This window comes from Kitasatospora sp. MAA4 (genome assembly GCF_029893355.1).
In the GTDB taxonomy this organism is placed as follows: domain Bacteria; phylum Actinomycetota; class Actinomycetes; order Streptomycetales; family Streptomycetaceae; genus Kitasatospora.
Window position 1 is genome coordinate 264,119 of sequence record NZ_JARZAI010000004.1, and the last position, 14,075, is coordinate 278,193.

The following is a 14,075-nucleotide window of genomic DNA, read 5'->3' on the forward strand; positions in this document are numbered from 1 at the left end:
CTCAGGCGTGCACGTGGTGGTGGGCCAGGACGACGTGCGGGTCGGGCTCGCCGGTCCGGGTGGCGGGGTCGGCGTGCACGAGGGCGGCGGTCAGCCGCGGGACGGCGTGCAGCAGAGTGTGCTCGGCCCGCACCGCGACGGCGTGCGCCTCGCGCACGCTCAGGTCGCCGTCCACCACGATGGCGACCTCGGCCCGCAGCTGGTGACCGATCCAGCGCAGCCGCAGCTCGCCGACCCCGACCACGCCCTCGACCTCGCGCAGGGCGGACTCGGCGGTGTCGACCAGCCCGGGATCGACGGCGTCCATCAGCCGCCGGAAGACCTCGCGGACGGCGTCCTTGAGGACGAGCAGGATCGCGGCGGTGATCAGCAGGCCGACGACCGGGTCGGCGAACCGCCAACCCAGCGCCGCACCCCCGGCGCCGAGCAGCACCGCGAGCGAGGTGAAGCCGTCGGTGCGGGCGTGCATGCCGTCCGCGACGAGCGCGGCCGAGCCGATCCGGCGGCCGGTGCGGATCCGGTAGCGGGCCACCCACTCGTTGCCGAGGAATCCGATGACCGCAGCGGCCGCGACGGCGGGCAGGTAGGAGAGCGCGCGCGGGTTCAGCAGCCGGTCGACGGCCATCCAGCCGGCCAGCGCGGAGGAGGCGGCGATGGTCAGCACGATGGCGATGCCGGCCAGATCCTCCGCCCGTCCGAAGCCGTAGGTGAAGCGGCGGGTGGCGGCGCGGCGGCCGAGCAGGAAGGCGACGCCCAGCGGGACGGCGGTCAGCGCGTCGGCGGCGTTGTGGACGGTGTCGCCGAGCAGCGAGACCGAGCCGGACAGCACCACGACGACGGCCTGCAGGGCGGCGGTGAGCGCCAGCACGCCGAGCGAGATCCACAGCGTGCGGATGCCGTCGGCGGAGGCCTCCAGCTCGGGGTCCACCTTGTCGGCCGCCTCGTGGCTGTGCGGCTTGAGCAGGTGCGCGAGGCGGTGCCGCCAGGCATGCGGCCGGTGCTCATGGTGCTCGTGCTCGTGGTGCTCGTGGTGGTGCTGGTGGTCGCTCACGGCGGCTCGCTCCTCCGGGTCAGGGGTCGACAGAACGGGCCGGATGGACTTCCGACCGTGCACTCCTCCATTATGTGCGTATGAGTGCACGCATGCACCTATCAGGTGCACACCCCTCGCAGGAGCGAGACGAGGGCGCGCGGCTGGCCATGGCCGCGGAGATCCTCGGTCTGCTCGCCGACCGCACCCGGCTGGGCCTGCTGCGCCGGCTGGCCGAGGGCGAGGCCGACGTCACGACGCTCACCGAGGCCTCCGGCGTGGCCCGCCCCTCGGTCAGCCAGCACCTGGCCCGGCTGCGGCTGGCCGGCCTGGTCACCACCCGAAAGGAGGGCCGCCGAGTGGTCTACGCCCTGCGGCACGGGCACCTGCGGCGCCTGGTGGACGAGGCACTGAACGTCGCCGACCACCAGCTGCGCCATCTGCCGCCGCACGACTGAGGGCGCAACCGCCGGGTCCGTCAGGTGAAGTCCAGGCCGGCGATGTTGCCGGACAGGGTCTGGGCGTGTCCCTGGACGGTGTCGGCGTGCTGGAGGAAGACCGCTGCGTGGGCGCGCAGTTCGTCCGGGTGGATCCGGAAGCCGCTGCCGGGACCGCCGCCCGCCGCGTCCAGGGTGTCCTCCAGGGCCGCGTAGCTCAGGCCCGCGACCGCCTTCTCGATCACTCCCAGCAGCGGGGTCAGCGCGGCCTCCACCACCTGGCCGATGATGTACTGGACCAGCTGCTGCTCCAGCACCTCGACCAGCTTCTCGGCGCCCTCGATGATCAGCGGGACGGCGGCCTCGGAGAGCCCGAAGGTGAACACCGCGGCGGCCTGGTCGGCGACGAACGCGGCCGCCATCGCGACCAGTTCACCGATCGTCTCCACCTTCAGGCCCACGATGAAGTCGGCCGCCGCGTCCAGCGCGGTGGCCAGCGCGTGGCAGGTGGTCAGCAGGTCGGTCATGTGGCTCTGCGACAGATGGGCCCACTTGGAGACCAGCAGCTCGTAGGAGTTGGCCTGGTAGGAGTCGCCCATCGCCTTGATGGTGCTGGACGCCTGCTGATGGGTGTCGTCGATGTTGTTGGCGAAGTCCCGTACGTGCGAGGCGAACTCCCGCACCTTGTCCTCGTTCACCTGCGGCCAGTTGACGCCGATGGCCATGAGGAAGTCGACCACCGGGCCCGGCAGTTCGATCGCCATGCGCTACCCCCTTGTATCCTTCTCGTCCACCCCCCGTGGAAAAAGTCGGGCGCCCGGCCCTCAGGTGAGCGCGGCCTGCGCGAAGCGCAGCAGTGCGTCGCGGTCCAGCTCGCGTCGCCCGCCGTCGCCGCTCAGCACGAGACCGTCGGCCCACTCGGCCCGCCACACCTGGTGGCGGTAGTTCTCGAACTCCACGAACGCACCCTGCACCCCGTCCAGCAGGGACAGTTCACGCAGCAGCACGTCCGGTGTGGTCAACCCGCGGGCCGGCCCGATGCTTCCCGCCTTGGTGCGCGGGTTGTCGAAGCGCATCTTCAGGAACGGCAGGGGCACCCGGTCAAGGCTGGTCGCCCGCAGGCCCTGCGGGTGCGAGACCTGGGACAGCGCCTCCTCGTCGGTCTCGGTGCCGGAGAACTCGTAGTGCCAGCCCGGGAAGACGCCGTACGTGAGCGCGTGCAACTCGGCGTTGTCGCGGGCGTGGTAGGTGTGCGCGCGGGGCGCGGCCACCGCGGCGGTGTCGAAGTCGTAGCCGGCCGCGGCGAAGCCGGACAGCGCGATCAGCGGGCGCGGGTCGCCGAGCACCTGGTCGGTGCGGTCCCGGGCGTACGCCAGCAGGCCGGCCACCAACTCCGCGTCGTAGGGCCCGTTCGTGGTCACCTGGAAGGCGTGCTTGCCGTCCGCCGCCAGCGCCGCGACGAAGTGGAAGCGCGGGGTCGGCGACCAGTGCCAGGCCTCGGGCAGGCCGGGGAAGGGCGCGGCGCCGGGCAGGCCGGACAGGGTGGCGATCAGGTCCATGGGTGCGGGCTCCAGGTGGTACGGCGGCGCGGCAGGGGTCTTACAGCAGGTCAGGTCCGACTGTAGTTCGGGCCGGTGTCCTGGCGGTAGCGCTGGGTCATCCGGCCACCGCCGGCCGAGTTCTGACCCCCGTCCATCACTTCCAGATTAGCGGTGTTGTTGTAGTAGTCGTTGCGCGCCGCACGGTCGGTGTTGTAGCCGGTGGTGTTCCAGTGGTTGACCACCGGGTTCACATGCTCGTACGTGACGTTGTTGTAGGGCACGACCTGGCCGTTGGCGTCGCGCCAGGTCAGCTGGCTCTCGGGGATCGGGACGCCGTTGGCGTCCACCGGGTGCGCGGTGTTCTGGGCGACGCCCTCGTCCGTCCAGTGCTGGATCATGTGGTTGTGGGTCGGCACCCGGTAGCCGCTCGGGTACTCGCTCCTGCGGTTGTGGGCGGGCGGCACCGCGTTCGGGTTGGCCATGAACTGCCCCTGCGCGTTGCGCAGCATCAGGCCGAGCGGGTCGCAGGCCAGCAGCGGGTTGCCGGCGTAGCCGTAGGCGTCCGGCGAGGGGGAAAGGCCCAGCGGGTCGACCGTCAGGTAGCGGGCGGCGGCCGGGTCGTAGTAGCGGTGCACGTTGTAGTGCAGGCGGGACTCGGGGTCGTAGTACTGGCCGGGGAAGCGCAGCGGGGTGTCGGTGGCCTGCCGCCCGGCGGCGATCGGCACGCCCCAGATGGTGGCGCGCTGCTCCCAGGCCGTCGAGCCGTCCGGGGCGAGCAGTTGGACGGGGGTGCCGACCAGGTCGGTGACGATGGCGAAGAAGCGCTCGTCCACCTCCTGCTGGTCGTCGGCTCCCGTGGCCAGCCGCTCGCGCTGCGCGATCGGGTGCAGGCCCTGGTACTCCCAGCTCAGCGTGTACGGCCCCGGCAGCTGCGGGCTGTGCGCGGTCTGCTCGATCAGGGTCTGCTCGTGCCAACTGAAAGAGGTCCACTGAAGGACCGTCAGTTCGCCGTCCACCTCGATCAGTTGCTGCTTGGCGATGCGGCGGCCCAGCGGGTCGTAGCGGTAGTGCCAGTGCGCGCCGTCGGGCGTGACGACGTCGGTCAGACGGTCCTCGGCGTCCCAGCTGTAGCGCCAGGTCCTGGTCTGCCCGGACAGGGTGCGCTGGCGGCGGCCGATGACCCGGCCCTCGGCGTCGTACCGGTAGTCGATCCGGCCGGCCCGGTGCAGGCGGGCGCCCTGGTAGGCGCGCTCGCCCTGGGCCGCCGTCTCGCGCTGCCCGGGCCAGGCGGCGTCGGCGAGGTGGCCGGCGGCGTCGTAGGCGTAGCTTTCGGTCCAGTCGGCCGCCCGCACGGCGGTCACCCGGCCGGCCCGGTCCAGCTCGATGCCGGTGTGCTCGGTCGAGCCGTCCGCCGCCCGGTCGGTGATGCCGGTCAGGCCGCCGTCGCCGGCGTAGCTGTAGGCGCGGTGCAGCAGGTCGGCGCCGCCGACCGTGGTGGTCCGGCCGGTCTGGCGGCCGGCGGCGTCCCAGCCGAAGCCCAGGGCCAGGTCCGGTCCGAAGCTGCGGCCGGTCTCGCGGCCCAGCGCGTCGTGCTCGAACCCGATCAGGTGGTCGTCGGCGGTGAGCGACTGCGGGTTGCCGACCGCGTCGTACGTCCAGCGGCTCACGCTGCCGGACGGTGTGCGGCGGCTGACCCGGCGGCCCAGCTCGTCGTAGCCGATGCTGACGGTGCGTCCGTCGACGGTCTCGGCGAGCAGGCGGCCCACCGGGTCGTAGCGGCGGGTCAGTTCGCAGTCCGCGGTGCGGGCGGCGACCAGGCGGTTCGCCGGGTCGTACGCGTAGTCGGTGGTCGCGCCGCCGACGGTCTTGCTCGCCAGCCGTCCGAGCGGGTCGTACGTGAAGTCGACCCGCTGGCCGGCGCCGTTCTCCCGCTGGAGGACCTGGTTCGCGTCGCTGTAGCGGTAGTTGACGGTGCGGCCGTCGAAGTCCTGCTCCGAGGCCAGTCGGCCGGCCTCGTCGTAGCGGTAACTCCAGCTCAGGCCCTGCGGGTTGGTGACCTCGGCGAGTTGGAGCAGGCGGTCGTGGCGGAAGCGGTAGTGCGCGCCGTCCGGGTCGGTGCGGGCGGTGAGCAGGTGGAAGTGGGTGTACTCCAGGGTGGTGACGCCGCCCTCGGCGTCGGTGTGGGTGAGGTTGTTGCCCTCGGCGTCGTAGGTCCACCACTCGGTGCCGCCGCCGGTCAGCGTGCGGGAGAGCGGATATCCCTCCACCGTCCAGCCGAACCGGACGGTGGTGCCCAGCGGGTCGGTGGCGGCGGCCGGCCGGCCGAAGGCGTCGCGTTGCAGGACGCTGCGGGCGCCGAGCGCGTCCACGCTCTCGATCGGCAGTCCGGCCGGGTCGCAGGTGATCCGGGTGGTGTGGCCGAGCGCGTCGGTCACCCCGGTCAGCCGGCCCGCCTCGTCGTAGCCGAAGCGGGTGGTGACGCCGGCCCGGTCGGTCACCTCGGTGCGGTTGCCGCGCTCGTCGTACGCCTGCCGCCAGCTCAGGCCCTCGGGCGTCTGGATCTCGACCGGCCGGCGCAGCGCGTTGTAGCCGATCAGCAGGCTGCTGCCGTCCGGGCGGTCCACCCGCACCACGTCGCCGAGTTCGTTGCGGGTCAGCCGGGTGCTGTGGCCGAGCTGGTCGGTGTAGCGCAGCAGCCGGTTGTAGCGGTCGTGCTGGACCCGGACGCTGTGGCCGAGCGGGTCGGTGATCCGGCTGAGGTGCTGGTGCTCGTCGTAGTGGTACTCGGTGCGGCCGCCGTGGCTGTCGGTGACCGTGTTGACCCGGCGCTCCGGGTCGTAGGCGATGGTGACGGAGAGCGCGCCGGACGGGCCGTGGCCGCGCACCACCCGGCCCACGGCGTCGTACTCGTAGGAGTAGCGGTGGCCGGTGCGGTCGGTCCAGGAGGTGATCCGGTCCTGGCCGTCGTAGGCGTAGACCAGTGGCAGGCCCGAGGAGTTGACGTGGTCGGTGAGCCGGCCGCGGGCGTCGTAGGCGAAGGTGACGACGGTGGTGCCGAGCCCGCCGGCGCTGCCGTCCAGCAGGCGCAGGCCCTCGATCCGCGGGCCCGCGGCGGTGCGCACGAGGTCGATCGCCACCCGCCGGCCGCTGCTGTGCCGCAGCTCGACGGGCAGCCGGTCGTCGTCGCGGACGAAGTCCAGCCGGTGGCCGTTGCGTTCGGTCAGCGCGGTGAGCGGGCGCACGGTGCGGCCGGCGCGCCTGGCGGCAGGGGTGTCGTCCGGGGTGCCGGTGGCGGCGAAGTGGCGGGTCCAGCCGGTCTCCGGGTCGTGGATCCGGATGACGTCGTCGGTGTGGTCCCAGGTCAGCGGCCAGCGGGCGCCCTCCTGGGGCAGCACCTGTTGGCCCGGCTGGGCGGGCACCGGGTAGTGCAGCAGCTGGCCGTCGTCGCCCGCGAAGTGGATGCCCTCCAGGTCCACCTGGACCCGCTGGGTGAGGGTGCCCGACCAGCCCGGCCCGAACAGGGTGCCCCCCTGGTAGCCGGACGCGTAGGCGCGGCGCAGCAGGATCGGCAGCAGTCCGGCGATGTCGAGGTCGGTCGCCGAGGTGATCACCTGGCCGGAGACCAGGTCGACCGGGTCGGTGCCGCCGGTCTCGGTGCCCTCGTTGCCGTCCGAGCGCTGCCCGCCGCGCGGGCCGCCCCCACTGAGGTCGGGCTCGAAGTCGTCCCGGACGGCGTTGGTGGGGCCGCCGGGGGGAGTGTCCGGGTTGCCGGCGGGCGGGTGCTCGTCGGGGTGCGGGTCGGGCACCGAGCCCTTGCCCGGCTCGCCCTTGCCGGTCCCGTTGAGGTGGTCGACGACCCCGGACTCGTGCTCGGCCGTGCGGTCGGCGACGCTGGTGGCCTTGCCGTGGGTGTCCTTGAGGATCTTCTGGTAGGAGCCCCCGAAGTCCTCGGCCAGGCCCTGCCCGGCCTTGGTCGCGACGTGCTCCAGCGCCTCGGTTATCTGACGACCCATCGAACGCTCCCCTTGAATCCCCAGGCCGCTCAGTTGCTTTGACGGCCTGACGGGACACGCTAGCAAGCTCTTGCGCAAGGACAGAAGGGGGTACACCGGTCAGGCGCCGCCAAATCCCCCATCAGATGAGGTCTAGACCTGAATGGTCCAGACCCTTGACGGTCCAACCGGGGGCTGTCACCTTACGGGTGTTCGCTCGTTCGCTCGCGACCGAAGGGGATCGATCCACCATGCAACCGCACTCCACCAGACGGGGATTGGGCGCCGGACTCGCCACCGTCCTGCTGCTCGCCGGTGTCGCCGCCTTCGCCGGCGGCAGCACGGCCGTCGCCGACCCGAACACGACCACCGCGGTCAGCGCCGGGCCCGCCGGCTACACCCAGGCGGTACCCACTGGGCAGCCGTCGCAGTACGACCTCCCGCTGGAGCGCTGCGCCAACGGGGTCAACTACCCGATCAGCGGCGCCAACCCGGTCCTCAGCGAGCCGCTGACCACCCAGTTCGCCAGCAACGTCGGGCTGTCGGAGTACGTCACCTTCAGCGGCAACCAGTACTACGGCGACTGGCAGTTCGTCTTCACCAACACCTCCTCCGAAGTGCTGTCCACGGACTGCGCGGTGCTGGTCTTCCGTGCACCCTCCGGCTCCGACAACCACGGCTACACCAGCACCCAGCAGTACGGCCACCCCCAGCAGGACTACCTGGAGGTGCCGCGCGGCGACGGGACGTCCTTCTACATCGCCCGGCTCGACTTCCACGACGTGCCGCTGGCGCAGCGCCAGATCGTACCCGGACAGTCCTTCAGCTACTCGCTCGGGGGCATCCCGAACCCCGCGATCACGCTCACCCAGATCCGTGACTCGCTGAAGTTCACCGCCGACCTCGACCTGACGGCCAACCAGGCACTGGTCGAGCACTACGGCACCAACCGGCTGACCAACTAGGAACGGAGTGGGCCGTTGCGCCGCGAACCGAACCGGCGGGCCGCCGCCGTCCTGATGCTCGCGCTCCTCACGGCGGCCACCGGGTGCTCCGGTGCGCCGCGGCCCAGCGGTCCCACCCCACCGCCGCCACCCCAGTCGCTGCAGGCCGACTCGGTCGCCTCCGAGGAGTTCGGGCTGCTGGCCGGCGGCGGTTGGGCCCAGGCCTGGACGCTGTGGACCGACCAGGCGCAACAGGCCATCGCCCAGGCCGACTTCGTCCGCCTCAACACCGAGTGCCGACCGCTGATCGGCGTCCCCTATGTGATCGACCGCACCACGGGCCTCGATCCGAGCACCGTCCGGATCGACTGGCACCACGGCGCCACCACGGGCAGCAACACCCTGGTCCACCAGGGCGGACGGTGGCGGTTCACCCCCGACCCCGGCGCGCTGGCCGACTACCGGCTCGGCGTCGAGCCGCTGGTCCAGAAGAGACGGGCCGCCGGCGCATGCCACTGACCTCGACGCCCGCGCCGCTGCGCCGCCTCGCCACCGCCTGCGCCCTGACGCTCGGCGCGCTGCTGACCCTGCTCGCCCTGGCCGGCCCGGCCGCGGCGCACGCGGACCTGCTCTCCTCCTCACCGGCGAACGGCGCCGTCGTCCCCGCGGAGCCGCCGCAGGTCACGCTCGTCTTCTCCGAGGAGGTGACGCTGCGGCTGAGTTCCGTCAAGGTGATCGGACCCGACGGCCGCCGGGTCGACGGCGGAACGCTGCGGGCGGCGGGATCCGAGGGCGACGGCATCGCCGTCGAGCTCGCCGGCCGCCCCCAGCACGGCACCTTCGTCCTCGACTGGCTGGCCACCGCGGCCGACGACGGGCACGCCACCTCCGGCACGCTCACCTTCTCGGTGGGCGCGCCCAGCCGGACGGCGGCGTCCGGCCACTTCGGCGCGCCCGACCGGGTGACCGACGCGGTCCTCGACCTGGCCGTCTGGCTGGGCCTGGCCGGGCTCGCCCTGCTGGTCGGCTGCACGGCCGTCCGCCTGCACTGCCTCCCGTCCACCGCCGGCCCGGAGTGGGCGGCCGACCTGCACCGGCCCGTCGTGCTCGGCTGGACGGCGGTGCTCGGCGGGGCGCTGGTCCAGCTCTTCGTCCAGGGACCCGCCACCCAGGGCGACTCCCTCGCGCACACCGCCGACCGGTCGCTGCTGGCCGCCACCCTCTCCACCCACGCAGGACACGCGCTGGCCGCCCGGATCGTCCTGCTGGCCCTGGTCGCGGCAGTCGGCGAACCGCTCCTTCGCCGGTCCGCCGGCACCGCCGCGGCGGTGCTGCTGACCCTCGCCCTCGCCGCCACCTGGGCCGAGACCAGCCACGCGTCGAGCGGGACGCTGGTGCCGCTCGCGCTGGTGGCCACGACGCTGCACGTCAGCGCGATGGCCGTGTGGGGCGGCGGGCTGGTCGCCGTCGTCGTCCTTCGGGGCCACCGGAGCGTCGTGGCGCGCTTCTCCCGCCTGGCGCTGGGCTCGGTGCTGGTGCTGGCCGCCACCGGGCTGTACCAGGCGTTCCGCGAGGTGGGCAGCGTGGGCGCGCTGACCGGCACGCCGTACGGCAGGCTCCTGCTGATCAAGACGGCCGTGTTCGCCCTGGTCCTCGCCGTCGCCGCCGCCGCGCACACCCGGTTGGCGCTTCGGCGCGGCGTCCTGCTGGAACTCGCCGGAGTCAGCGTCGTCCTGCTCGTCACCGTCCTGCTGATCGGCACGGCCCCGGCGCACGGGTGAGAGGTTCAGGCCGGCCGCTCGCGTAGGGCGATGTGCGCGATCAGGTCGCGGACGGCTCCCGCGGGCGGCCGGCTGGGGCCCCGCCAGATCGCGCGCAGCTCGCGGTGCAGGTCCAGGCCGTCCAGCGGAACGCGGCGCAGCCGGTGGCCGGCGATGTCGTCGGCCACCGCGAGCTCGCTCAGTACGGCCGGACCGGCGCCGGCCAGCACGGCGGCGCGCACCGCCGTGGTGGTGGACAGCGCCATCGCCGGGGGCGTCAGGACGGCGCCGGGGCCCAGCGCGGCGCGCAGGGCCGCGACCAGCGCGTCGCGGGTTCCGGACCCCGGCTCACGGCTGACCAGCGCGGTGGCCGCCAGCTCCTGGGCCGCGACCGGTCGACGGCGCCGGGTCCAGGGGTGGTCGTGGCGCACCACCAGGGTCAGCGCGTCCCGGCCCACGACGCGGCTGCGCAGGTCACGCGGGGCCTGCGGGCCTTCGACGAACCCGACGTCGGCCTGGTCCCGGCGGACCTGCTCGATCACCGTGTCGCTGTTGGCCGCCGTCAGGACCACCTCGGGGCCCGCCTGCGCGCGCTGCCGGGCGGCGGCCTGCAGCGACACCAGCCAGCCCGGCAGCAGGTGCTCGGCGATGGTCAGGCTCGCGCTGACCCGCAGCCGCGTGCGCCGGTCCTGACGCAGCGCGGCCAGGCCCGCGTCCAGCTCCCCCGCGACGTCGAGCAGGCGCGAGGCCCACTCCACCACGACCACGCCCGCCGGTGTCAGGGCCGAGCCCCGGGCCGAACGGGTGACCAGCGGCACGCCGGTCTGCGCCTCCATCGAGGAGATCCGCGCCGAGACGGCCTGCTGACTGACGCCGACCTCGCGGGCGGCGGCGTTCAGGCTGCCCCCGCGGGCGACCGCCAGCAGGACCTCCAGCGCGCCCAGCTCGGGCATCCGTGCACTCAGTGGCATCCGGCCAGGCTACCCGGCCGGTCACAAGGTCGCCTTGTACCCCTGCAAGGCGCGCCCGGCTACTGCCGGGAGGGGCGGGACAGCATCGTGGTGGACATGAAGGCGAACAGGAAGAACGTGCCGTCCCACGCGCTGGCGCGCTGGGGGCTGCTGCCCGATCTGGACGACCCGCGCCAGGTGCTGGCGAACATCACCCCCAACTGGTACGCCTCCGTCATGGGAACGGGCATCGTCGCCGTCGCGGCGGCCTCGCTGCCCTTGCAGTTCCCGGGCCTGCGTACGGCGGCGACCGCGGTGTGGGCGTTCGCGGCGTTCCTGCTGATCGCCCTCAGCATCACCACCGCCCTGCACTGGCTGCGCCACCGCACCCGGGCCAGGGGCCACGCGCGCAACCCGGTGATGGCCCAGTTCTACGGCGCGCCGCCGATGGCGATGCTCACCGTGGGCGCCGGAACGCTGCTGCTCGGACGCGACGTCATCGGCCTGCGGGCGGCGGTCGACATCGACTGGGCCCTGTGGTTCGCCGGGACGGCCGGCGGCCTGCTCTGCGCGGTCGCCGTGCCGTACCTGATGTTCACCCGCCACGAAGTACGCCCCGACAGCGCCTTCGGCGGCTGGCTGATGCCCGTCGTCCCGCCGATGGTCTCCGCCTCCACCGGCGCGCTGCTGCTCCCGTACGCCGCGCCGGGCCAGGCCCAACTGACCTTGCTGCTCTGCTGCTACGCGATGTTCGGACTCAGCCTGCTGGCCTCGATCGTCGTGATCACCCTGATCTGGTACCGCCTGGCGCTGCACAAGATCGGCCCCGCTCCCATGGTGCCCACGCTGTGGATCGTCCTCGGCCCGCTGGGGCAGTCCATCGCCGCGGCCAACCTGCTGGGCGGCGTCGCGCACCTGGCCGTGCCCGCGCCCTACGCCGGCGCCATGCAGGCCTTCGGCGTCCTGTACGGCGTCCCGGCCTGGGGCTTCGCCCTGCTGTGGGTCGCCCTGGCCGGCGCGATCACCGTGCGCACCGCCCGCTCCGGCCTGCCGTTCTCGTTGACCTGGTGGTCGTTCACCTTCCCCGTCGGCACGATGGTGATGGGTACCAGCGGCATCGCCCTGCACACCGGCGCGCAGCTGTTCCGGGTCGCCGCCGCCGTGTTCTACGCCGCCCTGGTGCTGGCCTGGCTGCTCGTCGCCGCCCGCACCGCGCGCGGCAGCCTGCGCGGACGGCTCTTCCTGCCCGCCGCCCAGCCCGCCCCCGCGCGCTGAAGCGCAGGGGCGGGCAGGAGCGCCGCTATCGGGCCAGCGCCTGCGGCACCCGGGCGTACCCGGTGGCCCGGGTGGTGAAGGTGCCGCGGCCCTGGGTACGGCTGCGCAGCCGGGTCGCGTAGCCGAACAGCTCGGCCAGCGGCACGGTGGCCGTGATCAGCGCCGTCGCGCCGCGGGCGGCCGTCGAGCCCGTGACGCGGCCGCGCCGGGCGGCCAGGTCGCCGAGCACGCCGCCCACCGCGTCGTCGGGCACGGTGGCGGTGACCTCGACCACCGGTTCCAGCAGCGCCATCGCGGCGATCCGCAGCGCCTCGCGCAGCGCGTTCCGGGCGGCCGTACGGAACGCCAACTCCGAGGAGTCGACGGCATGGGTGGCCCCGTCGGTCAGGGTCACCCGCACCCCGGTCACCGGGTGGCCGCCGAGCGGGCCCTGCGCGAGCGCGTCCCGGCAGCCGGCCTCCACCGCCTGGACGTACTCCTTGGGCACCCGCCCGCCGACCACCGTCGAGCGGAACTCGAAGCCCTCCGCAGCCTCCGTCGCAGTTGCCTCCAGCGGCTCCACGTCGAGTACCAGGTGCGCGAACTGGCCCGCGCCGCCGTCCTGTTTGACGTGCCGGTGGACCAGCCCCGACACCCCGGTGACGAGCGTCTCGCGGTAGGCCACCTGCGGCCGGCCGACGCCGACCTCCAGGTTTTGGGCGCGGCGGATCTTCTCCACCGCGACCTCCAGGTGCAGCTCGCCCAGGCCCGACAGCAGGGTCTGGCCGGTCTCGGGATCGGTCCGCACCGACAGCGAGGGGTCCTCCTCGACCAGCCGGGCCAGCGCCGCCGTCAACCGCTCGGTGTCGGTGCGCCGGCGGGCCTCCACCGCCACCGAGACCACCGGATCCGCCACGGTCGGCGGCTCCAGCACCAGGGGTGCGGCGGGTGCGCACAGGGTGGCACCGGCGCGGGCCGCCTTCAGCCCGACCACCGCGACGATGTCCCCGGCCACCGCCCGGTCCACCTCCGCGTGCCGGTCGGCCTGCACGCGCAGGATCCGGCCGATCCGCTCGCTGCGTCCCGCGCCCGCATCCAGCACCACGTCCCCCTTCCGAATCGTTCCCGCGTACACCCGCAGGTAGGTCAGCCGCCCGGTGGCGGTCGCGTTCACCTTGAACACCAGCGCCGCGAACGGCGCCGCCGGATCGGCGGCCCGCTCCTGGACCGCGCCGTCCAGGGTGCCGCTGCCGCGCACCGCCGGTACGTCCAGCGGCGACGGCAGGTAGGCCACGACCGCCTCCAGCAGCGGTTCGATCCCGCGGTTGCGGTAGGCCGAGCCGCAGAGCACCACCACGGCCTCACCCGTGCGGGTCAGGTCGCGCAGCGCCGCAGCCAGGGTCGCCGCGCCGATCGCCGACCGTGCGCAGAACTCCTCCAGCGCCGCCGGATGGAGCTCGGCCACCGCCTCCTCCAGCTGCCGGCGCCGCGCCTGCGCCTCTTCCCGCAGGTCCTCGGGCACCGGGCCCTCGTCGAAGGTGTCGCGGCCGTCGGCCCACACCAGCGACCGCATCCGCAGCAGGTCCACCACGCCGGTGAACCCGTCCTCCCGTCCGATCGGCAACTGCACCGCCAACGGGACCGGATGCAGCCGCTCCCGGATCGAGGCGACCGCGCTGTCGAGGTCCGCACCGGCCCGGTCCAGCTTGTTGACGAACGCGATCCGCGGCACCCCGTGCCGGTCGGCCTGCCGCCACACCGACTCGCTCTGCGGCTCGACCCCCGCGACGGCGTCGAACACCGCGACCGCGCCGTCGAGCACGCGCAGCGAGCGTTCCACCTCGTCGGCGAAGTCCACATGGCCCGGGGTGTCGATCAGGTTGATCCGGTGGCCGTCCCAGGCGCAACTCACCGCGGCGGCGAAGATGGTGATGCCGCGGTCGCGCTCCTGGGAGTCGAAGTCGGTGACGGTCGTGCCGTCGTGGACCTCGCCGCGCTTGTGGCTGGCGCCGGTGAGGAACAGGATCCGTTCGGTGACGGTGGTCTTGCCGGCGTCGACGTGGGCGAGGATGCCCAGGTTGCGGATGGTGTCGAGGTTGAGGTTGGTGTGCACGGCCTGTGGCCTTTCAGGGCGATCCCTACAGGGGCGTGCGCGATTCCCCTGGCG

General features: G+C 73.5%; 11 protein-coding genes. 5 read left to right on the top strand and 6 right to left on the bottom strand.

Annotated elements, in window-relative coordinates:
• Window position 1: 1 nt before the first annotated feature.
• The gene (locus P3T37_RS07865) at window positions 2–1,051 is read right to left on the bottom strand and encodes a cation diffusion facilitator family transporter (protein WP_280722725.1); all 1,050 of its coding nucleotides are present in this window, start codon (window positions 1,049–1,051) and stop codon (window positions 2–4) included.
• A gap of 80 nt (window positions 1,052–1,131) precedes the next feature.
• Here P3T37_RS07865 and P3T37_RS07870 point away from each other — a divergent pair, with 80 nt between their 5' ends.
• Window positions 1,132–1,488 carry a metalloregulator ArsR/SmtB family transcription factor gene (locus P3T37_RS07870; protein WP_280722726.1) on the top strand — a complete coding sequence of 119 codons (357 nt, stop codon included), beginning with the start codon at window positions 1,132–1,134 and terminating at the stop codon, window positions 1,486–1,488.
• Window positions 1,489–1,508: 20 nt separating this feature from the next.
• On the opposite strand, the gene P3T37_RS07875 is transcribed toward P3T37_RS07870, so the two are convergent.
• The 3 genes from P3T37_RS07875 to P3T37_RS07885 are packed head-to-tail and all read right to left on the bottom strand — an operon-like array spanning window position 1,509 to window position 7,021.
• Entirely contained in the window at window positions 1,509–2,231 is a 723-nt protein-coding gene (locus tag P3T37_RS07875; protein WP_280722727.1) for a hypothetical protein, read from the bottom strand.
• Between the two features lie 60 nt (window positions 2,232–2,291).
• Window positions 2,292–3,026 (bottom strand): hypothetical protein, encoded by a 735-nt coding sequence (locus tag P3T37_RS07880; RefSeq protein WP_280722728.1) that lies wholly within the window; start codon window positions 3,024–3,026, stop codon window positions 2,292–2,294.
• Window positions 3,027–3,076: 50 nt separating this feature from the next.
• Complete coding sequence (locus P3T37_RS07885) at window positions 3,077–7,021, bottom strand: RHS repeat-associated core domain-containing protein (RefSeq protein WP_280722729.1); 3,945 nt, start codon at window positions 7,019–7,021, stop codon at window positions 3,077–3,079.
• A 230-nt stretch (window positions 7,022–7,251) separates the two neighbouring features.
• Here P3T37_RS07885 and P3T37_RS07890 point away from each other — a divergent pair, with 230 nt between their 5' ends.
• From P3T37_RS07890 to P3T37_RS07900, 3 genes are read left to right on the top strand one after another with little or no spacing between them, the layout of a single operon-like run.
• Complete coding sequence (locus tag P3T37_RS07890; protein ID WP_280722730.1) at window positions 7,252–7,965, top strand: hypothetical protein; 714 nt, start codon at window positions 7,252–7,254, stop codon at window positions 7,963–7,965.
• A gap of 15 nt (window positions 7,966–7,980) precedes the next feature.
• A complete protein-coding gene (locus tag P3T37_RS07895) occupies window positions 7,981–8,463 on the top strand; it encodes a hypothetical protein (protein WP_280722731.1) in 483 nt (160 codons plus the stop codon).
• Window positions 8,454–9,725, top strand: coding sequence for a copper resistance protein CopC (locus P3T37_RS07900; protein WP_280722732.1), 1,272 nt, complete (start codon window positions 8,454–8,456; stop codon window positions 9,723–9,725). Before P3T37_RS07895 ends, P3T37_RS07900 begins: the two co-directional genes overlap by 10 nt.
• A 5-nt stretch (window positions 9,726–9,730) precedes the next feature.
• Here P3T37_RS07900 and P3T37_RS07905 read toward each other — a convergent pair whose 3' ends face one another.
• On the bottom strand, window positions 9,731–10,675 hold the full coding sequence (locus P3T37_RS07905; RefSeq protein WP_280722733.1) for a LysR family transcriptional regulator: 945 nt from the start codon (window positions 10,673–10,675) through the stop codon (window positions 9,731–9,733).
• Window positions 10,676–10,771: 96 nt separating this feature from the next.
• Here P3T37_RS07905 and P3T37_RS07910 point away from each other — a divergent pair, with 96 nt between their 5' ends.
• Window positions 10,772–11,929 carry a TDT family transporter gene (locus P3T37_RS07910; protein ID WP_280722734.1) on the top strand — a complete coding sequence of 386 codons (1,158 nt, stop codon included), beginning with the start codon at window positions 10,772–10,774 and terminating at the stop codon, window positions 11,927–11,929.
• Window positions 11,930–11,954: 25 nt separating this feature from the next.
• Here the strand turns inward: P3T37_RS07910 and fusA are convergent, their stop codons facing one another.
• Window positions 11,955–14,021, bottom strand: coding sequence for an elongation factor G (gene fusA, locus P3T37_RS07915; RefSeq protein ID WP_280722735.1), 2,067 nt, complete (start codon window positions 14,019–14,021; stop codon window positions 11,955–11,957).
• Window positions 14,022–14,075 lie beyond the last annotated feature (54 nt).